This is a genomic window from Ensifer aridi (assembly GCF_002078505.1).
Classification (GTDB): Bacteria; Pseudomonadota; Alphaproteobacteria; order Rhizobiales; family Rhizobiaceae; genus Sinorhizobium; species Sinorhizobium aridi.
In genome coordinates this window covers 146,764-169,130 of record NZ_LUAV01000011.1, presented here as the reverse complement: position 1 = coordinate 169,130, position 22,367 = coordinate 146,764, and the positions used below count along the sequence as shown (strand labels likewise).

The window sequence follows — 22,367 nt, the reverse complement described above, 5'->3', positions numbered from 1 at the left end:
GGCTCGCCCGTTTGCGGGCTCGCCGTAACAGCTACCACTCTGTATGCTGGGCGAAAAGCGGATACGATCGACGAAATGACATTGCCGCACGAGGACGAAACGCGATGACAGACACGCATCGCAAGCTGACGACCATTTTCTGTGCCGATGTCCAGGACTATTCGCGCCTGATGGGGGCGGACGAGGAGGGGACGCTTGCAACCTTGAAGCGCTATCGGGATGCGATGGCGCGTCTGATCGAGGCCCATGAGGGCCGCGTGGTCAATACCTGGGGCGACGGGCTGATTGCCGAGTTTCCAAGCGTGGTCGAGGCGGTGCGCGCTGCGATCGACGTTCAGACCGAATTGGCGGGCCTGAATGCCGAGCGGCAGAGCGATGCGCGGATGCTTTTCCGCATCGGCATCAACTTGGGTGACGTCATAGCGGAAGGCAACGACATCTACGGCGACGGCGTCAACATCGCGGCGCGCCTGCAGGCTTCGGCGCCCGCTGGCGGCATCGTGATATCGAGCACGGTCTACGACCAGGTCCGCAACAAGGTGGCCGTTGGCTTCGAGTTCCTCGGTCGGCTCGAGGTGAAGAACATCGAAGGCGGGGTGCAAGGCTATGCGGTCCGGATCGGCACGGCCGAGGATCAAGCCCCGCCGACGGAGCGCATCAGCGATTGGGGCCGGCGGGGCGCTTCCGCCGATCGCGCTCCGGCATCCGACGAGCCTTCCGAACGAGCAGACCACCGCGTCTTCGGCGTGCTCGGGGTCATCGCGGCGGGGATCGTCGTCATAAACCTTCTCTCATGGGAGGGCGTGTTCTGGGCCCGTTGGCCGCTGCTGGCCTTCGCCCTGACAGCGGCACTGCTTTGGATCCGCAAGACGAGGGCTGTCGACCGTGTGCTTGCCTTGCTGGGGACCGCCGGCTTGACCGTCATCGCGGTCAATCTCCTGTCGTGGGAGGGGACGTTCTGGGCGATCTGGCCTCTCTTCGGTATCGCGATCGCAGCGGCGATACGATGGATTGCCCGCGGCAGCGCCAGCAGTTGACTTTCGGGTCCGCAAGCGCGCAAACCTGCGCGTGAGGGGCGGATGGCGGGCCGTCAGGTGCATGTGCGAAGATGCGGGGCGAAAACGGCTACATTGGAGGGTGAGGTTTTGTCGGTGAGCAAGTTGGGAAGGCGTCCAATTCTATCCTGCGCACTGGCCTTGTTTCTCGGCGGCTGCCAATCGGCGCCGGAGCCCCAGAACGCGGCCCCAACTAGCCCGCAGACGGTACCGGCAGACCTGCAGCTCATGTGCGCCAATGCCGTGGTCGCCCAGGCCGGAGGCGCCAGGGTCCTGCCGACCGGTTCACGGCAGCTCGATGCGACAAATTACAGCATCGATCTCGATGCCGGCGGGCGCAAGTTCACTTGCATCGTCGATAGCAGCGGCAGCGTGAAATCCGTTCAGCCGGGCTGAGAACCGCTCCGGGATGCTGCACGGCAAGACCTGTTGATCACTGCTGTTTCCCGACAATTTGCATCCGACAAGGCCCGGGATATTCATGGTCTCTTTTTTGTGCGCTGCAGTATTTTCTCCCGCATTGCGGTAAGTACGGCAAGTAAGGTTTTGTTTTTCGCGCTTATTCTCTGAATTTTCTTTATGCAAAGGTGATTTCATGCTCTGATATGCTGTTGTGAGGAGGAGGCGCTATGACGACTATTCTGCAGCACTTCGCTCTCTTCGATTTTCTAATTCTCGCTGCGATCTGTTTCCTGCTGGCATGCAGCTATTTCGAGGGTGAAGCCTGACGGGCGAGGCTTTTCGGCCCTAATTCTTCTGGCCGGATCTGATCCGGCCGCACCTTTGTTATTTCCACCGGGAATGCGACCTCTTGGCTTGTCTTGACCCCGCCTGTTTCGGGGACAGCGGCTTGTCATGAACTTCGGGCTTGTTGCGGATGCGCGCCTATGCAACTCATGCAGGTACACCTCGAAGCGCGCCGGATGTGACGAATTTCATTGGGCGACATGCATGGGGCGGGCATCCGAGCGACTTCCTGACCAATGTCGAAAGCGGCGCATCCTCAATATGGCAAGACAATCCGGTGGGGCCTGCTTGCAGCGCTCACCCTGCATGTGATCGTGGGTATTTCGCTGTTGCGCCTACCGCTTTTGCGCCCGTTGGCGACGCCGCGAGAGGATGCCATACCCGTCGAGCTTCTCTTTCCCGAGCGGCAGAACGCCATGAACCCATCCGCTGCACCCAAGGAGCGTGACGGATCTGTAAACCCTCAGACGACGCAGCCGGACACGGAAGGAGCCGAGCGGGAGCCAGAGCCACTACGGCCGGCACCCGCCGAAACCGGGGCCCCGATCCGGGCGACGGAGTTGTTTTCAGCGAAGACATTGGCTGATCCTCGCAGCAAAGGTGCCCGTGAAGCATTGCGGCAACTCGCCGCCGGCGAACGCATTATCCAGCTTTGCAACATTGAGGCGATGGAGCAGGTGCATCGCTGGAACGGCGCGTTTCAACCCGACTTCCTGGTGGCCTATGCGATGGCCGACCCGGTTCTTTCCGGGCACGTTCTTCGCGTCGATGGCGGCGCCTTTCGAAGCAGGCGAAACTGGTACAACATCAGCTTCCGGTGCGAGGTCGCTCCTGATGCAACGACTGTCGCCGCGTTCGAATTCTCCGTCGGTAAGGAGATTCCTCGGAACGAGTGGGAGGTTCACGCGCTGAGCGTGGATGATGGGGCGACCGACCAGCCCTGAGAAGGGGCGGCGCCCGGCTGCAAAAGCTCTCCCAAGATAGGTCAGCAATATTGACTTAAATTTCGCGTTGTGATCATCTCCGACCTCCGCAAACGGGAGGACCCCATGCTGAATTGGGAAAGCATTTTCGCCACGCGCTCGACGAGGATGAAGGCTTCGGAAATCCGCGAACTCCTGAAGCTGCTCGACCGCCCGGACATCATCTCCTTTGCCGGTGGCATTCCCGATCCGGAGCTTTTCCCCGATGAAGCGTTCAGAGAGGCCTATGCCGAGATTTTCGGTGGTCCGGCCGTCAGCGCCGCGCTGCAATATTCGGTAAGCGAGGGCTATCGCCCATTGCGGCAGTGGCTTGCCAGACAGATGGCCGCGCTCGGCATTCCGGCAAGCGTCGACAATATCTTCATCACCTCCGGTTCGCAGCAGGGGCTCGACTATCTCGGCAAGCTGTTCCTTTCGCCGAAGGATACGGCACTCGTGACCTGGCCGACCTATCTCGGCGCACTGCAGGCCTTCAACGCCTACGAGCCGACCTACGATCAACTGAACCCCGCCGGCAATCGCACCCCCGCGGCCTACGCCCAGACCGCCGCGGCGGCAGGCGGAAGCGTCAAGTTCGCTTATCTCTCGGCCGATTTCGCCAACCCGACCGGGGAGACGGTGGACCGGGCCGGCCGCGAGCGCGTGCTCGACCTTGCCGAGGAACTCGGCATTGCCGTCATCGAGGACGCGGCCTACCAGTCGCTGCGCTACGACGGCGAAGCGATTCCGCCGATCCTGGCGCTCGAAATCGCCCGCAAGGGCGACATCAACAGCGCCCGCACGATCTATTGCGGCAGTTTTTCCAAGACGCTCGCGCCGGGGCTTCGCGTCGGCTGGATCTGCGCCGCCGAGCCGGTGATCCGCAAACTCGTGCTGATGAAGCAGGCGGCCGACCTCCACTCCTCGACGATTAACCAGATGGCGATCTCAACCGTTGCCGAACGCGGTTTCGAGGCGCAGGTTGCCAAGATCCACAAGGCCTACAAGCACCGCCGCGACGCGATGCTCGCCGCGCTCGAGAAATATATGCCAGCCGGCGTCACCTGGACGAAGCCGGAAGGCGGCATGTTCATCTGGGTGACGCTATCTAAGGGTACCGACGGTGCCGAGCTTCTGGCGAAGTCGATCCAGACGGCAAAGGTCGCTTTCGTTCCCGGCCGCGCCTTCTTCGCCGACGGCTCCGGAGAAAACACGCTGCGTTTGAGCTTCTCCTGCGCCAACGACAAGATGATCGACGAGGGTATCCGCCGGCTTGGGCACCTGATTCGCGGCGAGGCAGCACAGGCCGCCTGATCGGCGCAGTCTCACCATAGACAGCCAAAAACCTTTTTGCCGTGCGGCGCTGTGGTCTAAAGCGTTGCTCTTGCACGGATTTCTCTGCTGACCTCTGCGCATCGACGACGAGCGGGAGTAGCCGGCCCATATTGACGCCACATTGTCGAACAGGATCACGCCCCGTTGTGCCGCGTCGCAGCGAGGCTGCTGCGATGCATCATGGAACTTTGCCTCCCGCCTACTGAGGGCATCAGCAGGGGGCGACCAAGGGACAGGGCATCGGTGGTATGAGTTTACAGGCAGCCTCAGCAAGCTTTCGTCCGGACATCGAAGGCCTGCGCGCTTTGGCCGTGTCCGGCGTCATCGCCTTTCACTTCGGGATGACGGACCTGCCGGGCGGGTTTGTCGGCGTCGATATCTTCTTCGTCATTTCTGGATTTCTGATAACGCGGCACCTGCAGCAGGAAATCGTGAAGAGCGGGACCGTCGATCTTTGGCGCTTTTATGCGCGGCGCGCTCGACGTCTGCTTCCGGCCGCGTTCTTCGTCATCCTGGTGACGCTAGTCTTCGGCTATTTCGTCCTCGCGCCATCGGAACAACAGTTCTATTCCAAGGGATCGCTGTTTGCTTCTGCCTATATGATCAATCTGTGGCTGATCCGGTGGACTGTCGACTACTTCGCTCCGGATGCGACCAGCAACCCGTTCATCCACTTCTGGTCGCTGTCGGTCGAGGAGCAGTTCTATCTTGTCTGGCCCGCACTCCTTCTGCTGCTCGCGAAATTTCGGCCGGGGAAGGGCGGCGTTTTCGTCCTTCTCGCCCTCGTCGCGGCCACTTCCTTCGCGCTTTGCTGGCGTATGACTGCCATATCCCAGCCCTGGGCCTTTTATTTCTCGCCTCTTAGAGCATGGGAATTCGCCTTCGGCGGCCTTGCGTGGATGGCACTGGCGCAGGAATGGGCGAAACGCTTTCGCTTTTCGCCTGTGCTTGGCTGGCTCGGACTTCTGACGATTGCAACGGCTTATCTGACGGTGACCGAGGAGATTCCCTTTCCTGGTTCGGTCGCGCTCCTGCCGGTTCTCGGAACGGTGTTCGTGCTTTTGAGCGGCGCGCATGAGGGTGCCGGGCCGAAGTCGATACTTGCGCTGCAGCCGCTCCAATGGATCGGCAAGCTCTCCTATTCTCTCTATCTCTGGCATTGGCCGGTGATCGTCTATGCCGGCATCCTCAAGCCCGAACTGACAATCGTCGACCGGCTGCTATGCCTGGCCGTGACGTTCGGGCTTTCGCTCTTCAGCTATCGCTTCATCGAGAATCCCATTCGCCATAATGGTTGGCTGGCGGCGAAGACGAGCCGCTCGCTCGCCTTCGCGACGCTGCTCACGGGAACAGGCGCGACCTTGGCCTATGGCAGTGCCGCTGTGGCGAGTTATGGCATCGATGCCGAGCAGCGCGTGATCCTGCAAAGCGCCGAGCGAAAATCGGCGGCGCGCGAATTCGATTCCGCATGCGTTCTCGAAAGGGAGGAGGTGCGGCCGAAGGCCTGTAAATTCGGCGCGGCCAATCCTAAAAAGACTGTCGTTCTCTTCGGCGATTCCCATGCGGATCACTGGTCGACGCCGCTCAAGAAGATTGCCGAGAACAACGGCTGGCGCCTCGTCACCTATCTTAAATCGTCCTGCCCGGCCGTAAGCGTCTCGACTTGGAACGGAATGCTGATGCGGAACTATGACGAGTGCGACAAGTGGCGGGATATGGCCTTTCGAGAGATCGCCTCGTTACGTCCGGACGTCGTTATCCTTTCGCAATACTCCTCGAGCTACGTCAAAAACGACATCAACCACGTCTCTGACCACCAGATCGAGGTGAAAGACTGGGCGGCGGGAATGAGGCGGTCGGTCGAGAGGCTGGAAAGCACCGGCAGCGAGGTCGTGGTGCTTCGTGACGGGCCGGTTCACAAATCCTATCTGGATAAATGCGTGGCGCGCGCCCGCTGGCAGCAGCGAGACCCCAATGTCTGCGATACGCCGCGCGATGAGGCGGTTGAGGAGACGATTCCCGCGGCGGAAAGGAAGGTCGTCTCGCAGGAGCCGAAGGCCGAATATGTCGATCTCCTCGACCTGTTCTGCAACCGGACCACCTGTCCGGCGCTGATCGGCGGCCAATTGACGTTCCGCGACCGCCATCACATCGCGACCGCCTATGCGGAGTCGCTCGCGCCACGTCTGGAGCGAGCGATCTTCGAAGAAGTCGGTATGGTGCGGCGGTGAGGCTTCCGGTGGCTTGCTACAGGCTCTGAACAGTGCGGGCGTCATTCACCCCCCTCTGCCCTGCCCAGAGAGTTCGGCGGCCGCTCCGCTCAAACATGCGGTCCGAGCAGCGAGAGATCCGCTTCTCCGAGCCGGTCCTTGGCGGTCCAGAGCTGGTGCCAATAGGGGTAGAGGACCGGCGGCAGGCTGACGGCGTCGAGAAGTTGGCGTTCCTCGTCGGTGAGCTTGAGGTTCGCCGCGGCGAGATTGTCGCGGAACTGGGCTTCCGTCCGCCCGCCGATGATGACGGAGGTGACCGCCTTGCGGCCGATCAGCCAGGCAAGCGCCACTTGCGCGGCGGAAACGTTGCGCTCGGCGGCGATCGCCACCAGCATGTCGACGATCTTCCAGAGCCGTTCCTCGTCGCGGATCGGCGGCTCGTTCCAGCCGGCGAGCTGGCGGGTGCCTTCCGGCGCTTGACCACGCCGGTGCTTGCCGGAGAGAAGTCCGCCGGCGAGCGGGCTCCAGACGAGGATGCCGAGGCCCTGGTCGATCGAGATCGGGATCAGCTCGTACTCGGCCTCGCGCGCCTCCAGCGTGTAATGGATCTGCTGGCTGACGAAGCGCTGGCGGTGTTCCTGCGCGCTGATGCCGAGCGCCTTCATGATGTGCCAGCCGGAATAGTTGGAGCAGCCGATATAGCGCACCTTACCTTGGCCCACGAGCGTATCGAGCGCCTCCATCGTTTCTTCGAGCGGCGTCTGACCGTCCCATTCGTGCACCTGGTAGAGGTCGATCACGTCGGTTTTCAGCCGCTTGAGGCTCGCTTCGCAGGCGCTGATCAGGTGGTGGCGCGAAAGGCCGCCGTCGTTCGGGCCGGGTCCCATGGAGAAGCGAGCCTTGGTGGCGATGAGAACGCCGTTCTTGCGCTTGCCGCCGAGCACTTCGCCGATGATCTCCTCGCAGGTGCCGGTGGAATAGATGTCGGCCGTGTCGATCAGGTTGACGCCCGCATCGAGGCAGAGGTCGACATAGCGGCGGGCATCCGTGACCCCGACATCGCCGACCTGGGCGAACTTGCCGCCGCCGCCGATCGTCATCGTACCCATTGTGACGGTCGAGATCTTGAGGCCGGAGCGGCCGAGCTGACGATATTCCATTGTCTCGCTCCCTGCGTGGTTGGTCACAGGAAAGGTAACGAGCAGCGGCGCGAAAGCAAGCCGCCACGGCGCGCCCATCGCGGACAATGAGCATCGCATCCTTGTAGGAAAACAGCGGAAAGCTGCGGCCTCGAAGGATGATGGGGTAGAGCACGGGCAAAATCACGCATCGCCCGCATGCATGGTCCTCAATCGCCGGCTGGCGCCTCGGTAAATGCCGCCACGAAGCGCTCGAGGCTCATCTTCACAAAGTCGGTGACCGGTAGGCGCGGGTCGAAGCTCCACCAGAGGAGCGCGCCCTGCCATTGAGCGGCCATCATCAGGCCGATGCCGGCCGGGGTGGCCGGCGCGCCTTCGAAGCGCTCCTCGATGGCCGCGGAGAGCTCGTCGCGCCAAGCGGCGCCGCGGGCGCGCAAGGCCGGATCGCGCAGGTCCTCGCGCAGGATCAGAAGGTCGTCGGCATAACTTTCGATGCCGCCATAGTCACCGGAGAGGCCGACGAGCAGGGCGACGGCTCCCTCGGGCGTCTTCGGAGCGCTTGTCGCAAGCTCTGCCGTCAGCCTATCGAGGCGGTCCCAGGCTTGGAGAAGCGCGGCCTGTATCAGTCGAGACTTGGTCTCGAAGCGCTGCACCAAAGTCGATGCGGAAAGCCCGCAGGCAGCGGAAAGCGCTGCGAAGGTCAACGCATCCGGTCCCTCCTTGCGCATGATGGCGAGTGCGGCATCGAGCACCTCTTCATTGGGCAATGTTTTCGGGCGAGGCATTTTGGACCTTCATTTATAACCGAATAAGCGTTTATATATTGCTCTGACATTTGAGGCCAGAGGAAATCTCAGGGAGGACGACATGTCGCTTGAAGGCAAGGTGGCGCTGGTGGCAGGCGCAACGCGCGGCGCGGGCCGGGGCATCGCGGTCGAACTCGGCGCTGCGGGCGCCACGGTCTATGTCACGGGCCGGACGACGCGCGGGCAGCAATCGGAATACCAACGGCCGGAGACGATCGAGGAGACGGCGGAGCTTGCGACTGCTGCCGGCGGCAAAGGCATTGCCGTGCAGGTGGATCACCTCGAGCCCGAGGCGGTGAAGGCGCTTGTCGAGCGCATCCGTCGCGAAGAGGGCCGACTCGACATCCTGGTCAACGATATCTGGGGCGGCGAGAAGCTCTTCGAGTGGAACAAGTCGGTCTGGGAGCACAATCTCGAAAACGGACTGAGGATCCTGCGGCTTGCGATCGACACGCATCTGATCACGGCGCATTACGCACTGCCGCTTTTGATCGAGCGGCCGGGCGGGCTGCTTGTGGAGGTGACCGACGGCACGGCGAAATACAATGCCGATCACTACCGACTCTCGCCCTTCTACGATCTCGCCAAGGTGTCGGCCAACCGCATGGCCTGGGCGCATGCGAAGGATCTTGCACCGCACGGCGCCACCGCCGTCTCGCTCACCCCGGGCTGGCTGCGCTCGGAAATGATGCTGGAGGCCTTCGGCGTGACGGAGGAGAACTGGCGTGACGCGACGAAGCACCAGCCGCATTTCGTCATCTCCGAAACGCCGCGCTTCGTCGGTCGTGCGGTCGCGGCACTCGCCGCCGATCCGGACAAGGCCCGCTTCAACGGCCAGTCGCTTTCGAGCGGCGGATTGGCGCAGGTTTATGGCTTCACCGATCTCGACGGCTCGCGGCCGGACTGCTGGCGCTACATGGACGAGGTGATGGAGGCGGGCAAGGAGGCGGACGCGACGGGATACAGGTAAACGCCTCCACGCTTGGCGATGGTGTGCGCGTCGCCACAGGTACACGAACGAAATCGGTAAGAGGCAGGGCAGTTACAGCTAACGCGGGGTGAGGCAGGCCCTGAACGTTCAGAAACGATCCCAACATCCTGAAGACGTGGCACTTTTCATCGCGCATTGACGGCGGCTTCGGAAAGGCCGTGCAAAGACGTATGATGCTTCGGTGAGAGCCGCCGGGAGGCGCGGCTTACCGACGCGGGAGGGGATCATGGCGGAAAAGGACAAGCTTTTTGCCGGAGGCATACCCGAGCTCTACGAGCGGCTGCTGGTGCCGCTGATCTTCGAGCCTTATGCGGCCGACCTTGCCGAGCGGGTGGCGCGGCTGAAACCACTCGACGTGCTCGAAATCGCCGCCGGCACCGGCGTCGTCACACGCGCGCTGGCGCCCAAGCTCGGTGTCGAGGCGCAGCTCGTCGTAACCGACCTCAACCAGCCGATGCTGGATATCGCCCATGCCAGGCAGCATGACGACGATCGGATCGTCTGGCAGCAGGCGGACGCGATGGAACTGCCCTTCGACGACGAGAGCTTCGATGTCGTTCTCTGCCAGTTCGGCGTGATGTTCTTCCCCGGCCGGGTGACGGCGTACCGCGAGACCCGCCGCGTGCTTAAGCGCGGCGGGCATTTCCTCTTCAATGTATGGGATCGGGTCGAAGCGAACGAGATGGCGCACGCGGTGACCGAGGCGCTGGCGGCGCGATTTCCGGAAAACCCGCCGCGTTTCCTCGCCCGCGTGCCGCACGGCTATGCCGATCCGGAAGATTCGTGCCGACCTCGAAGCCGCGGGTTTTCGCGACATCAAGATTGAGACGCTGGAGAAAAGAACGAGCGCTATTACGGCGCAGGACGCGGCAACGGCCTTCTGCCAGGGCAACCCGCTTCGAAGCGAGATCGAGGAGCGCGATGCCTCGGGGCTGGCGGCGGCGACGGAGGCCGTGGCGGAGGCGCTGAGGCAGCAGTTTGGGGGAGAGACGATAGCGGGGCGGCGGATAAGGGCGCTCGTCGTAGAGGCGGCGCGCTGACCGGCGTTCCGGCAATTGCTAGTCGGTTCGCCCGAGCACATCGAGGAGCCAGACGAGACCTGCGTCCATGAGCGCCGCCTTCGGCACGACCGCCTTGATGCTTGACACGCCGAGGTCCAGCGGCAGCTTTGCGGTGGCGACCGCGTAGCGCTTCGCATGCATCTCGACGAACCGCTTCGGCAGGACGCAGACGAGCTCAGTCTTGGTGAGGAGATCGAGCGCCAGCATGAAATGCGGCACGGCCAAGGCCACGCGGCGGGAAAGGCCGCGGCTTGCGAGCAGCTCGTCGACGACGCCCGAGGGATCGCCTCTCGGTGCGACGAGCAGGTGCTGCATGCGGCAATAATTCTCGATCGTTGGCTCTTTCAGGAAGGAATGGCCGCTCCGCGCCGCGACCACGAACTCCTCCTCGTAAAGCATTTGCGCGGCGAAGCGGGCCGGCAGCTCGTAGAAAGGCGCGATCGCCACGTCGATCAGCCGCCCGTCGAGATCCGAAAGCGCCGTTTCCATCTGCATGTGCCGCACGACGAGATCGACGCCCGGGGCTTTGCGGGCGATCTCGTGAAGCAGCGGCGGCAGAAAAACCGAGAAGCCATCGGCCGTGCCGATCGTGAAGCGGCGGCGGGAGCGCGACGGATCGAAAGGTTCGGCGGTGGAGATGACGCTCCTCACCCGCGCGAGAATATCGCCGATCGGCGCCGCCAGCTCCCTGGCGCGGTCGGTCGGCACCACGCCTTTCGGCGTCTTCAGAAAGAGCGGATCGTTAAGCAGCCGCCGCAGCCGGCCGAGACCGTGACTGACGGCGGAGGCGGAGAGGTTCAGCCTTTCCGCAGCACGGCCGACATTCCTCTCGTCCAGCACTGTTTCGAAGAGCACCAGCAGGTTGAGGTCGGCGCGGGATAGATCGATTTCATTCAGCATAATGCTGAAATCATATCACTTCATTCAGCATGGGCAAAGGCGTAGTTCTTCTGTGTGGCGAGGCCGTGCGGCCTCCTAACCAAGCGGAGGAACAGATGAGCGATTTCATCGGGTACATCGAAACCCTGGCGCTGCGCAGCTTGCAGCCTGCAGAGGCGCAAGTCCGCGCGCCGGCGCCTGCCGATCCGGCCTTCAATACACGGCTGCGCGAGGCGCTTGCCGGGGAAGATGAGGCGGCGGCCGTCATCTCCTTCTGGCGCGATGCGGGGCCGACGCGCTGGTTTTCCAAGGAGCCCGAGTTCGATCGCGCCTTTCGCGAACGCTTCCTCACTGCCCATGAGGCGGCGGCGCGCGGCGAGCTTCTGCACTGGACGGCTTCGCCGGAGAAGACGCTGGCGCTGCTCCTTCTCCTCGACCAATTCCCGCGCAATGCCTTTCGCGGCACGCCGCGCATGTACGACACCGACGTCCTGGCGCTCGGCATCGCGCGCGCCGCGGTGGACGCCGGTTACGATCTTCAAGGGCCGCCCGACCTGCAGCTCTTCTTCTATCTGCCCTTCGGCCATTCGGAGGACCTCGCCGATCAGGAGCGCTCGGTCGAGCTTGCCGGCCGCCTCGGCGAGCCGAGCCTTTCCCATGCCAGGGGTCACCGCGACATCATCTACCGCTTCGGCCGCTTCCCGCACCGGAACAGGATCCTCGGGCGGATGATGACGGAGGCGGAGCAGCGGTTTCTGGATGAGGGTGGGTTTGCCGGGTGAGGGACGCTCTGCCCGGAGCGTCCCTGCGGTCGCAGATGGAGGTCACTTCCGGCGATAAAGGATCATGCCACCGTGATGCAGGACGCCGTCGATGAATTCCCCGTCGGCCGCGAAGCCCGTGTCGTCCCAGTAGTCGATGTGATTGCCGCGGATTTCATAGCGTCCCCGATAGGCGCTTTCGCGCTTTCCGCGCGCTTCGTCATAGCGACCGCCCGGCAGCAGCTCATGCCGCACGTGGCCATCGGCCGTGACCCACATGCCCACATAGGGATGGTCGTGTTGCGCATGCGTAGATGCGTTCGAATTGTTGTTCATGTCGGCAAATACCTTCGAAGTGATGACGAGCGGGGTGATGGCGGCAACGAGTGCGAGAGTCCGGCAATAATTCATAGCGAGGGCTCTCGATGACCTCGGCGCGCGCTGCGGCCTTGCTTTGATGCCCAGGATGGCCGCGCAGGCAGCAGGCGTGATCAAGGGGTTCTCCTTCACATGGTCGCGGTGGGGCGGACGACGATTTCATTGACATCAACATCGTTCGGCTGCTCGATCGCAAAGCGCACGGCGCGGGCGATCGCGTCCGGTTTCAGCGCGATGGCGCGATAGGTCTTCATCGCTTCTGCGGCCACGGGATCGGTGATGGTATCGGCCAGCTCGCTTTCGACGACGCCCGGATGAATGCAGGTCACGCGCAGCGCGCTGTGCTCCTGGCGGAGCCCTTCGGAGATCGCGCGTACGGCATATTTTGTGGCGCAATAGACGGCCGCCGTCGGTGAAACGGCGAGCGCGCCGATCGAAGCAATGTTGATGATGTGGCCGGAACCGCGAACGGTCATTTCCGGAAGCACCGCGGCAATGCCGTAGAGCACGCCCTTGATGTTCACGTCGACCATCCGCTCCCATTCCTCGACCTTCATCGAAGCCATGAGCGACAGGGGCATCACGCCGGCGTTGTTCACGATGACGTCGACGCGGCCCCAGGCTTGCCGGGCAGCGTTGGCGAAGGCATTGACGCTCTCCCGATCGGTCACATCCAACGGATGAACGAGAACTGCTCCGCCAGCCCCGGTCAGTTCGGCCGCCAGCGCCTCCAGACGCTCGATACGCCGTGCGCCCAACACCACCTTCGCGCCCGCGGCGGCAAGCTCGCGGGCGATCCCGGCCCCGATCCCGCTGGAGGCGCCGGTAATCAGAATGACCTTATCGATCGGCATGATCTTATCCTTTCTGTCTGCAGATGATCGCACCTTGACTGTAAGCGCCAGCCGTTGTTTCGATAAGCCGACATATCCTTATCAGATTGGAAAGCGGCACTAACCAATGCAGCCTGACCTGAATGCTCTTGCGGTCTTCGCGCTCGTGGCGGAAGAACGGAACTTTCGTGCGGCAGCCGTGCGGCTCGGCGTAACCCGATCCGCCGTCAGCCAGACGATCCGACGGCTGGAGGAGAGCCTGGGCATCGCGCTCGTCCTGCGCACCACGCGCAGCGTCAGCCTGACGGAGGCCGGCGAACGGCTCCATGCGAGGATTGCACCTGCGGTTGCCGAGATGCTTGCGGCGATGGAGGGAGTGGACGTTCTGAAGGGCCGCCCTCGCGGGCGTCTGCGACTTGCAGTCTCCTCCATTGCAGAGCGCTTTCTTGCAGGGCCTCTACTCGCCGGCTTTATCCGGCAACATCCGGAGGTGGAACTCGACGTCACCGTGACGGACGAGGAGTTCGACATCGTCGCCGAAGGTTATGATGCGGGAGTGCGTCTTGGCGAGGTTATCGCGCAGGACATGATTGCCGTGCCGGTTGCGGGAAGGGAGCGGCAAGTGGCTGTTTGCGCGCCGTCTTACCGTGATCGTTTCGGCATACCGTCACGTCCGGCTGAGCTCGCCTCGCATGCCTGCATCGGTTGGCGGCCTTCGCCCAAGTCTGCCCCCTATCGCTGGGAGTTCGCCGAAGGCGGCAAGGAGTTCAGCGTCGCGGTGCCGCCGACTGTTACGACGAATGACATGGCCTTGATGATCAAGCTGGCGGTCGCCGGCGCCGGCATCACCTTTGGGATGGAGGAAAGCTTCCGCCCTGCGATCGAGCGCGGCGAACTGGTGCCGATCCTCGAAGACTATTGCCCCTACTTTGCAGGATTCTATCTGTACTATCCCAGCCGCAGGAACACTGCGCCGAAACTTCGCGCCCTCATCGAACACGTGCAACGGTACGGCCGCGACGATCCTCCGCAAAAGCAGCGATCCCACATATGAAAAGACGCGCCAGCGGCGCGTCGAGAGGGCGTCACCGCAAACGGGAAAGCGCGCCTCAGCGCGCGCGGGCCACCTTCTTCGGCGACGGTAGCAGACCTTCACGCTGGAGCTTCTTGCGAGCGAGCTTGCGCGTGCGGCGGACCGCTTCGGCCTTTTCACGGACGCGCTTTTCGGATGGTTTTTCGTAGGCGCTGCGCATCTTCATTTCGCGGAAGACGCCTTCACGTTGCATCTTCTTCTTGAGGACGCGAAGAGCCTGGTCGACATTGTTGTCCCTGACAAGTACCTGCAAAATATATCCTTTCCGTGTTCATGTTTCTCTACTGCATGTCTCCTTAGATCGAGCTCGATTTAAGGAGACATGCAGAAATTCAAAGTGCTACAGCGACCTTTGCGCATCTGACAGGACGTGCGGGGCTGTAGATCGGGTCATTCGCAACACGACGGCGAAATCCTGTAACGCGCGCCGACGGGAATGGGTTTCATTTACCGGTCCTGACACTCAAGGGTTTCAGCCAGGGCTTGCCGTCGAGCGTTGCGGCCGGATCGCCTTCCCTGACCGGCAAGGCCGTCTCCGAAGGATCGATATCGTGTTCGAGGATACGCCGCTCGAAGTTCTCGGTTCCGAACCGCACGCGATATTGCGCCTCCCCGTGTTCGGCTGAGGGGAGGATAGCAACGATGCGGCAGGTCCGGTCGGCAGCGGCCGTCCGCGTGAGGTCGGCCCTCAGGACAACCGTGTCGCCAACGCCGTAGGTGTTCCGGCCCATGGCCATCTCCTTCGTCAGTGCGGCCCGCAGGCGGCACAAGCAAAAAAGGCCGGGCGTTACCCCGACCTCCTCTTGAGCGCCGCGCGTCTTTTCAGACGCGCTGGACGCCCCGTCATTCAGCGCTCCCTGCCAGTACATCCGTGGTCAGTGGAGGCGAATGACGAATTACGCGGCTCGCAGGTTGTCTGCCGAGCTCTTGCCGGATTTCGTGTCGCGGACGATGTCGTAGGTTACCTTCTGGCCCTCGACGAGCGAGCGCATTCCGGCGCGTTCAACGGCGGAAACATGCACGAACACGTCCGTCGTGCCGTTGTCAGGCTGGATGAAGCCGAAGCCCTTGGTGCTATTGAACCACTTTACAGTGCCTGAATTCATAACGATTTCCTTTCAATCGCTAGAGTTTCCGGACGAATATTCGTCCGGTTTGATCGATATTTGAGAGGAAATCTGACGAAGCGCTTCGGCGCGTAGACAAAGGTCGCAAGCAATGTTCGATGGGCTATATATAGACGCTGCTTTGCGATATGCAATGGATAAAGCGAATTTAATTGCGAGAGTGCCTCAGCACGGTCGAAAAATGCGATCAAGCTGCTGATTCGAATCGGAAATAATATTTTTGAGAGACCATCCGGCTTCGTGCGGGCGGATGCCGATTGGGGCTTCGACGCGCGGCAGACTCATTAGCCGTAACGATCGTTTTTGCCGCGGTCATAAGCGGCAAGAAACCGCTTAGCCTGCGCAAAATGCGGGTCGTTTGCGTCCGAAGCGTGTCTCTCAGCCTCCTTTGTGAATGCCGCGACATCCATTAGTTTGTCCGTCCATTCCGGAACATGTTCATACTCTCCTTCCGCTGACGAGATAACTGTGCCCACCAAAAGATCGACGATGTGCGGAAAGGAATCGTCTGTTCGGGCTTCGTCATTCAGGTACTGACTTACAGCGTCTGCCTGAGAGGACCCCTTCCAAAACCAGATGACGTCCGAAGGATTAACTTGCTTCCAAATGGCCCCTGTGTCGGCGAGGCGCTTTATGACATCGATCAATCGATTGCGTACCAGATCTTCATTTCCAGCGAAGCTCAAGCGTTCCCGAATTCCTTGATTGGAATTTTGATCACCAATGGCTGTCCTAACAATGCGGCACAGAACACTAATGTCTTCTGCCTCTTCGAGAGTGCTGAGGATAAGGTTGGCCCGAGCCTGTTCATCGGTAGCGTCCAGCCCCCGAAAGATGGCATTCGTCAGGCGCTGATAGTTGTCTCGCCGGCTAATGAAGGAACGCTCCTCATCCTTAAACTGGGCAAATGTTTTGCTGTACCGGACAAGAGCTTGAAACCATGACAGAGGAATAGGGCGGCCATCTCCAAACTCAGCAACGAGTTCTTCTAGGAATTGAGCGCGCAAGGATGCTTGGAATTGTCCGGCGGTCTCCGCGCGTTTGAGGATGGTTGCAATCGCCTCATCGGGATTATCAGCTGCGATAATCTCGGACATAAAGCTCTTTTCCCACGCTCCTAGCGGTGGTGCTATGTCGAAATATGCCCGGGAAAACTCGAGGAGATGAAGACGCTTTTGAGCACGTGACCTAGAGTCTTCATTGGTTGAGCCGTATGTTTGAAATGCCTCTGCCACACGAGGAAATAGCAATGCCAGTGCGCGCGTACCCAAATCGTCCTTCTCGTACCCTTGCTTTTCGATAACCTCGCGCAGCTTACGACGACCATCAGCGCCAGCAAATTCAAAATCTTCACCGCAAAGACTTGAAAGGTTTTGTCTGATCCAATTGTAGAGAGATGCGTCTTTTGCTAACAAAACCTCGAGAATAAATAGATCTGCAGGGTCGGTGAATTCTCCAACATCAGCATGTGCGATCTTGAATGCATTCCCAATGCGCACTACGTCGCGCGGCGTCTTTATATGGTGTGCCGCAAAATTCCTCCAGGCATCTCCGAATCTCTTGCGTGTATTCTCGTCGGCATTCTTCAATGAGTCCTCGATAACAGGCTCAAGCAAGCTTACCAGGCTGTTCACCGCAAGCATGGGTAAGCGACGCTGATACTGAACTATTTTCTCTAGGTAGAGTGACCCGTCACCCGGTTTTCCCTGGTAGACTTTTTCAAGGTGTTGGGCGAGCACGTCTAGATGATAGCCCAAGAGATAAACGACGTTGGGCAAGCGTCCCAACCCCTTTACCAAGGAAACCATTTGAGCGGCTTCACCGGGCGTTAACCTATCGAGGTCGTCCACTACGACAACGATTTTGGTTGGCGCTATCGTTTTCAGACGCTTTTCCAGTGCACCCTTGAGGTCATCCAGGGACTTTGACTCATCGGCATAATTCTTTAGCCAGTTGCCGCCAGCCCTGAATATGTTTCCGACCCCAGATGATCCAAGATCGGCGAATGCACCTGCTATCGGGGCCAACTCAGAAATCCGTGCGGCGTATGCTTTGAAAGCGCTTGCAACATCTTCACCTAGAATTCCGTCGACCGCTCGCGCCAAATCCCAAATGAAAGTTGCCGAGAGCGAGGATGCGCCGGGGATTAACCAAGGCGAGAAATTGACAACGAGATTTCGTGGGGCTTTTTTCCTGGCTAGATCCAATCGGAAGTATCTGTAAAGAGCCTCGGGTTTCATTGGCGGTGTTGCCAGCCGTCGGGCTACGCTCCTGTTAAACTGGTCTAGCGACACGTAAGAAAAATCGCTGTTCGAGTCATCGAATTCCGGTGCAACTTTAAAATAGACAGGAGCGAGGGCATCCAGTTCGTCATGAGATAGAGCCACCGGCACCTCACCATGGTGCAGTTTCCGAGGGCTGCTTTCTTCCATTTGTAGATGGCGTAGAGCTTGGACGACCATGTTTATCACGCTGGTTTTGCCGGAGCCCCATTCGCCGTCGAGCCCAATAACAAAACCGCTGTCCAGATCGGTGAGGCGATCGATCTTACGGGCTAAGCTTTTCGCGAAACTGACGCGTCCGAGACGGTCGTGACAGCTAAACAAGATTGGCGGATCGGCAGGGTTCATTACTTCACCAGCAGAGGACCTGAAAACACAACCTGTACACGTGGTGAAAGGACCAGCAACGCCGTGAAACACCTATCCCCGATTTTAATTCGACGACCTTGCAGGGCGGCGAAACAATCCCCGCCTGCCCCCCTGTCACACCCCTGTAAAACACCCGCTCTATCCCTCGGCGCCATCTTTCTCCCACCGAGGGCATTCCCATGAAACCGCTTCTCTCCGCCGTTGCCGCCGCGCTTGTCGCCGGCCTCATGTCCACCGCCGCTTTCGCCGAGAACCTGATCCTCTATACCAGCCAACCGAACGAGGATGCGCAGGCGACGGTGGATGCGTTCAAGGAGGCGAACCCCGGCGTCGAGGTCGAGTGGGTGCGCGAGGGGACGACGAAGATCGTGGCCAAGCTGATGGCCGAGATCGAGGCGGGCAATCCGGTGGCGGATGTGCTTCTGATCGCCGATACGGTGACGATGCAGCGGCTGAAGGAGGCGGGGCATCTGTTGCCCTACAAGTCTCAGGAAGCGGCGGCTTACGATGCGTCGCTCTATGATGCCGACGGCGCCTATTATTCGACGAAGATGATTACCACCGGGATCATCTACAACACCTCCGCCGCGATGAAGCCGGCCGGCTGGCAGGATCTCGCCAAGGCCGAGGCGAAGGGTCTCGTCACCATGCCGAGCCCGCTCACCTCCGGTGCGGCGCTGATCCATGCGCAGACGCTTGCCGGCATCGATGGCCTCGGCTGGGACTATTACAAGGCGCTCGCCGAAAACGGCGCGACGGCTGCCGGCGGCAATGGCGGCGTCTTGAAGGCGGTCGCGACCGGCGAGAAGGCCTATGGCATGGTGGTCGATTTCATGGCGATCCGCGAGAAGGCCAAGGGCGCGCCGGTGGAATTCGTCTTCCCGTCCGAGGGCGTTTCCGCCGTCACCGAGCCGGTCGGCATTCTGAAGACCGCGAAGAACCCGGAAGCGGCGAAGAAATTCGTCGACTTCCTCCTCTCCGAGGAAGGCCAGAAGGTGGCGGTGAAGATGGGCTATATCCCGGCCCGCAACGGCGTGGCGCTGCCCGAAGGCTTCCCGGCGCGCGAGACGATCAAGGTGCTGCCGGTCGACGCGGCCGCGGCGGTAAAGAACGCCGAGGCCGACCTCAAGACCTTCTCCGGCATCTTCGGCACCAACTGATCGGCTGATGCCAAATACGGACGAGATCGCCCACAGCCGGCACGGAGAACCGCACGCGCCGGCTGAAGGCCCGGATGCGGAGGGACGCTCTGGCTTCAAAATGCTGGCGCGTCCTTTGCGCGTTCTCTCGAAGGCGCGGCGCTTCAAATGGCTGCGGCTTCTCCTTGCCGGCGAGACGGCGGACGGCGCCGAGCGGGACGGCGAAGCGGTTCCGGCCAAGTTGCCTAAGGCGCTGACGCGGACCTTGCGCGGCTTCGAGCCACCGGCGATGCCTTACGCGACGGCAGGCGACTTACCTAAGCGGAAGACCAGGCGGCGCGGAGCAGGGCGGCGTTTTCCATTTTGCCTGCGCGGCGGGCCAGGCGGCGCGGAGCCCGCCTGGCTCATGCTCTTCGTATTCTGCGCCGTCTTTCTGCTTTCGGCCCTGCCGCTCATCCGCCTCGGCTGGGCGGGCTTCGGCGGCCTCGTGGAGGGCGAGGCGGCGAGGGTTCTCTTCGAGGCGGCGACCTTTGCGGCGCTCCGCAACACGCTTGTCACGGCGGCAGGCGGAATGCTGATTTCGCTCATGCTTGGAGCGTTCTTCGCCTTTGCCATGGCGCTCACCGATATCCGCGGCAGGCTGGCTTTAAGCTTCGCCTTCATGCTGCCGATGCTGATCCCGCCGCAGGTGACGGCGCTTGCCTGGGTGGAGATGTCCGGCCCATCGAGCCCGCTTTTGAAGACGCTGGGGCTCGCGCCGCCGCTCGGCAGCCCGCAGCCGCTCTATTCGCTTTCCGGCATCGCGCTTCTGCTCGGCGTGCAGCATGCGCCGCTCGTCTTTCTGGCGGTCAAGGCGGGGCTTGCCGGTGCCCCGCGTGACGGTGTCGAGGCGGCGCGGCTTTCCGGCGCTTCGCCGTGGCGGGTCTTCCGCGATATCGTCATGCCGCTTTCCTTTCCGGGGCTCATCGCCGGTGCGGCGATCGCCTTCGTCTCCGGCATCGGCAATTTCGGCATTCCGGCGATCCTCGGCATTCCCGCCTCGATCGAGACGCTGCCGACCTTGATCTTCAGCCGGCTTGCGAGCTTCGGCGCCTCCACTTTCGGTGAGATCGCCGCGCTATCGAGCCTGATCGCCGTCGTCTCCGCTGGCGGGCTTCTGCTACAGAGCCAAGCGCTTGCCGGACGGGATTATCGCCTGATCGGCCTTTCCGGTGCGAATGCCGCCTTCGCGCTCGGGCGCTTGCGGTTTGCTGCGGAGGCGCTGCTCTGGGCGGTGCTGGCGGTGGTTCTTGTCGCGCCGCTCCTAGCGCTCGTCGCGAGCTCGCTGGTGCCGGCCTATGGCGTGCCGCTCAATTTCAAGACCATGTCCCTCCACGCCTATGGCGAGATCCTCTTCCGCCAGTCGGTGACGCTGACGGCGCTCAGGAACTCGCTCTTTTTGGCTTCCGCCGCGGCGGTCGGCCTGCTCCTCGTCACCGTGCCGGCCGGCTATCTGCTCGTCCGCCGGCGGGGTGCGCTTGCCAATCTGCTGGCTATCCTGATCGAGATCCCCTATGCGCTGCCCGGCATCGTGCTCGCCGTCGCCTTTATCCTCACCTTCGCGGCACCGCTGCCGGTGATCGGCCGATCGCTCTACGGCACGATCTGGATCATTCTTTTCGCCTATTTCTCCTCGTTTCTTGCCGTCAGCCTCAAGCCGGTCATGAGCGCCTTCCTGCAGATGGATCCCTCGCTCGAAGAGGCGGCGCGGCTTGCCGGTGCGGGCTTCCTGCGCCGCATGCGCGACGTGCTCCTGCCGCTGATTGCGCCCGCCGCCGGCGCCTCCGTCATCCTCGTCTTCCTGATTGCGGCAAACGAGCTGACCGTCTCGGCGCTACTCTGGTCGGCCGGGACACAGACGCTCGGCGTCGCGATCTTCAATCTCGACGACAGCGGCTCCTCCGATCTCGCCTCGGCGCTTTCCGTGCTCGTCGTGCTCATGGTCATTGCGCTGATGGCGGCGCTCGAATTCATCGCGAAATACCTGCCGGGGGGCGTGCTGCCATGGCGCAACTGATCCTCAACCACCTTAGCAAGGATTTCGGGAGCGGCAGGCCGGCGGTCGCGGACGTCTCGCTCGCCGTGCGCAAGCAGGGATTCCTGGCGCTGCTCGGCCCCTCCGGCTGCGGCAAGACGACGGTGCTCAGGATGATCGCCGGCTTCGATAAGCCGACGGACGGCTCGATCGAGTTCGGCGACCGGCGGCTTTCGGATGCCGCCCGCTCGCTGCCGCCGGAAAAGCGCAACATGGCGATGGTCTTCCAATCCTATGCGCTCTGGCCGCATATGACGGTGGCGGAGAATGTCGGGTATCCGCTCAACGTGCGCGGCATCTCCGGCGAGGCCTGGCGCAAGCGTGTCGCCGAGGCGCTGTCGCTGGTCAAGCTCGAGGACTTCGCCGATCGGCGGCCGGCAGCACTCTCCGGCGGACAGCGACAGCGGGTGGCGCTGGCACGCTGCCTCGTGACCGAGCCGGACGTGGTGTTGCTCGACGAGCCGCTCGCCAATCTCGACCAGCATCTGCGCAAGTCGATGGAGGAGACCTTCCGGGCCTTTCACGAGCGCTCCGGCGCGACGATGATCTATGTGACGCACGACCAGGCGGAAGCCATGGCGCTTGCGACCGATGTTGCGGTGATGTCGGAAGGCAAGCTTCTTCAGGTGGCGGCGCCGGCGGAGATCTATGCGCGGCCCGAGGGCCGGGTGGTCGGCGGCCTGATCGGCCGCGGCAGCATTTTGCGGCTCAAACTGCCGGATGCGGCGGGGCGTGCGCTCGACTGGCTGCTCCTGGGTGCCGCCCTCGGCGCCGGCGGACAGGCGGGCGAGGGGCCGCTGTCGGACGTGCTTGTCCGGCCGGAACAGGTGCATCGCGGCACCGACGGCATTTCCATGCGGGTCGTCTCGTGCATCTTCGAGGGCGAACGCTTCGCGGTCACACTCTCTCTGCCGGACGGGCAGCAGCTCAAGGCGTATAGCAGCGCCGCGCTCGGTGAGGGCGCGACGGTGCCCTTCATCGTGAGCGGCGGGTGGCGCCTGTAGGGCCGCGGAGAGGGAATCTGGGAGAGCAGGTATGTTGCACTGCTGCGTTTCCGCGCTCGGCTGGCGCGACGGCTCTACAGTCGCCGGCTTCTTTCTTCGCCGTCATCCTCGGGTCAAGCCCG

The 22,367-nt window shown here is 62.0% G+C and carries 20 protein-coding genes and 1 pseudogene; 11 read left to right on the top strand and 10 right to left on the bottom strand.

What is annotated here, in order from left to right; genetic code table 11:
- Positions 1-104: 104 nt before the first annotated feature.
- Positions 105-1,037 carry an adenylate/guanylate cyclase domain-containing protein gene (locus AYK65_RS10065; protein WP_081158265.1) on the top strand — a complete coding sequence of 311 codons (933 nt, stop codon included), beginning with the start codon at positions 105-107 and terminating at the stop codon, positions 1,035-1,037.
- A gap of 303 nt (positions 1,038-1,340) precedes the next feature.
- Here AYK65_RS10065 and AYK65_RS32355 read toward each other — a convergent pair whose 3' ends face one another.
- On the bottom strand, positions 1,341-1,652 hold the full coding sequence (locus AYK65_RS32355) for a hypothetical protein (protein WP_172401987.1): 312 nt from the start codon (positions 1,650-1,652) through the stop codon (positions 1,341-1,343).
- Positions 1,653-2,038: 386 nt separating this feature from the next.
- On the opposite strand from AYK65_RS32355, the gene AYK65_RS10060 reads away from it, so the two are divergent.
- The 3 genes from AYK65_RS10060 to AYK65_RS10050 all read left to right on the top strand — a co-directional run bounded on the left by AYK65_RS10060 (position 2,039) and on the right by AYK65_RS10050 (position 6,330).
- Positions 2,039-2,746 carry a DUF930 domain-containing protein gene (locus AYK65_RS10060; RefSeq protein ID WP_046120753.1) on the top strand — a complete coding sequence of 236 codons (708 nt, stop codon included), beginning with the start codon at positions 2,039-2,041 and terminating at the stop codon, positions 2,744-2,746.
- A 105-nt stretch (positions 2,747-2,851) separates the two neighbouring features.
- A complete protein-coding gene (locus AYK65_RS10055) occupies positions 2,852-4,078 on the top strand; it encodes an aminotransferase-like domain-containing protein (RefSeq protein ID WP_081158264.1) in 1,227 nt (408 codons plus the stop codon).
- Between the two features lie 269 nt (positions 4,079-4,347).
- Positions 4,348-6,330 carry an acyltransferase family protein gene (locus AYK65_RS10050; RefSeq protein WP_081158263.1) on the top strand — a complete coding sequence of 661 codons (1,983 nt, stop codon included), beginning with the start codon at positions 4,348-4,350 and terminating at the stop codon, positions 6,328-6,330.
- Between the two features lie 89 nt (positions 6,331-6,419).
- Here AYK65_RS10050 and AYK65_RS10045 read toward each other — a convergent pair whose 3' ends face one another.
- Together AYK65_RS10045 and AYK65_RS10040 are read right to left on the bottom strand one after the other, a co-directional pair.
- Complete coding sequence (locus AYK65_RS10045) at positions 6,420-7,469, bottom strand: aldo/keto reductase (protein ID WP_081158283.1); 1,050 nt, start codon at positions 7,467-7,469, stop codon at positions 6,420-6,422.
- A gap of 188 nt (positions 7,470-7,657) precedes the next feature.
- On the bottom strand, positions 7,658-8,233 hold the full coding sequence (locus AYK65_RS10040; protein WP_081158262.1) for a TetR family transcriptional regulator: 576 nt from the start codon (positions 8,231-8,233) through the stop codon (positions 7,658-7,660).
- An 82-nt stretch (positions 8,234-8,315) separates the two neighbouring features.
- Between AYK65_RS10040 and AYK65_RS10035 the strand changes: the two genes are divergently transcribed.
- Positions 8,316-9,224, top strand: a complete 909-nt coding sequence (locus AYK65_RS10035) for an SDR family oxidoreductase (RefSeq protein ID WP_046120756.1) — start codon at positions 8,316-8,318, stop codon at positions 9,222-9,224.
- Positions 9,225-9,471: 247 nt separating this feature from the next.
- Positions 9,472-10,285, top strand: a pseudogene (locus AYK65_RS10030) (class I SAM-dependent methyltransferase).
- A gap of 18 nt (positions 10,286-10,303) precedes the next feature.
- Here AYK65_RS10030 and AYK65_RS10025 read toward each other — a convergent pair.
- Positions 10,304-11,206: a LysR family transcriptional regulator gene (locus AYK65_RS10025; protein WP_081158261.1), complete on the bottom strand. Its 903-nt coding sequence runs from the start codon at positions 11,204-11,206 to the stop codon at positions 10,304-10,306.
- A 95-nt stretch (positions 11,207-11,301) separates the two neighbouring features.
- Here AYK65_RS10025 and AYK65_RS10020 point away from each other — a divergent pair, with 95 nt between their 5' ends.
- The gene (locus AYK65_RS10020) at positions 11,302-11,967 is read left to right on the top strand and encodes a DUF924 family protein (RefSeq protein WP_081158260.1); all 666 of its coding nucleotides are present in this window, start codon (positions 11,302-11,304) and stop codon (positions 11,965-11,967) included.
- Positions 11,968-12,009: 42 nt separating this feature from the next.
- On the opposite strand, the gene AYK65_RS10015 is transcribed toward AYK65_RS10020, so the two are convergent.
- Together AYK65_RS10015 and AYK65_RS10010 are read right to left on the bottom strand one after the other, a co-directional pair.
- On the bottom strand, positions 12,010-12,282 hold the full coding sequence (locus AYK65_RS10015; RefSeq protein WP_244559964.1) for an Atu4866 domain-containing protein: 273 nt from the start codon (positions 12,280-12,282) through the stop codon (positions 12,010-12,012).
- 170 nt (positions 12,283-12,452) lie between these two features.
- Positions 12,453-13,178, bottom strand: a complete 726-nt coding sequence (locus AYK65_RS10010; RefSeq protein WP_081158259.1) for an SDR family oxidoreductase — start codon at positions 13,176-13,178, stop codon at positions 12,453-12,455.
- Between the two features lie 106 nt (positions 13,179-13,284).
- Here AYK65_RS10010 and AYK65_RS10005 point away from each other — a divergent pair, with 106 nt between their 5' ends.
- Positions 13,285-14,211: a LysR family transcriptional regulator gene (locus tag AYK65_RS10005; RefSeq protein ID WP_081158258.1), complete on the top strand. Its 927-nt coding sequence runs from the start codon at positions 13,285-13,287 to the stop codon at positions 14,209-14,211.
- A 55-nt stretch (positions 14,212-14,266) separates the two neighbouring features.
- On the opposite strand, the gene rpsU is transcribed toward AYK65_RS10005, so the two are convergent.
- The 4 genes from rpsU to AYK65_RS09980 all read right to left on the bottom strand — a co-directional run bounded on the left by rpsU (position 14,267) and on the right by AYK65_RS09980 (position 18,007).
- Positions 14,267-14,503, bottom strand: coding sequence for a 30S ribosomal protein S21 (rpsU, locus tag AYK65_RS10000; RefSeq protein ID WP_026617658.1), 237 nt, complete (start codon positions 14,501-14,503; stop codon positions 14,267-14,269).
- A gap of 190 nt (positions 14,504-14,693) precedes the next feature.
- Positions 14,694-14,981, bottom strand: a complete 288-nt coding sequence (locus AYK65_RS09995; protein ID WP_026617657.1) for a hypothetical protein — start codon at positions 14,979-14,981, stop codon at positions 14,694-14,696.
- 165 nt (positions 14,982-15,146) lie between these two features.
- Positions 15,147-15,356 (bottom strand): cold-shock protein, encoded by a 210-nt coding sequence (locus tag AYK65_RS09990; protein ID WP_026617656.1) that lies wholly within the window; start codon positions 15,354-15,356, stop codon positions 15,147-15,149.
- A gap of 305 nt (positions 15,357-15,661) precedes the next feature.
- Positions 15,662-18,007 carry a KAP family P-loop NTPase fold protein gene (locus AYK65_RS09980; protein ID WP_081158257.1) on the bottom strand — a complete coding sequence of 782 codons (2,346 nt, stop codon included), beginning with the start codon at positions 18,005-18,007 and terminating at the stop codon, positions 15,662-15,664.
- Between the two features lie 200 nt (positions 18,008-18,207).
- Here AYK65_RS09980 and AYK65_RS09975 point away from each other — a divergent pair, with 200 nt between their 5' ends.
- The 3 genes from AYK65_RS09975 to AYK65_RS09965 are packed head-to-tail and all read left to right on the top strand — an operon-like array spanning position 18,208 to position 22,245.
- The gene (locus AYK65_RS09975; protein WP_081158256.1) at positions 18,208-19,188 is read left to right on the top strand and encodes an ABC transporter substrate-binding protein; all 981 of its coding nucleotides are present in this window, start codon (positions 18,208-18,210) and stop codon (positions 19,186-19,188) included.
- Positions 19,189-19,195: 7 nt separating this feature from the next.
- Positions 19,196-21,223 carry an ABC transporter permease gene (locus tag AYK65_RS09970; RefSeq protein WP_081158255.1) on the top strand — a complete coding sequence of 676 codons (2,028 nt, stop codon included), beginning with the start codon at positions 19,196-19,198 and terminating at the stop codon, positions 21,221-21,223.
- Positions 21,211-22,245, top strand: coding sequence for an ABC transporter ATP-binding protein (locus AYK65_RS09965; protein ID WP_081158254.1), 1,035 nt, complete (start codon positions 21,211-21,213; stop codon positions 22,243-22,245). Before AYK65_RS09970 ends, AYK65_RS09965 begins: the two co-directional genes overlap by 13 nt.
- Positions 22,246-22,367: the final 122 nt, after the last annotated feature.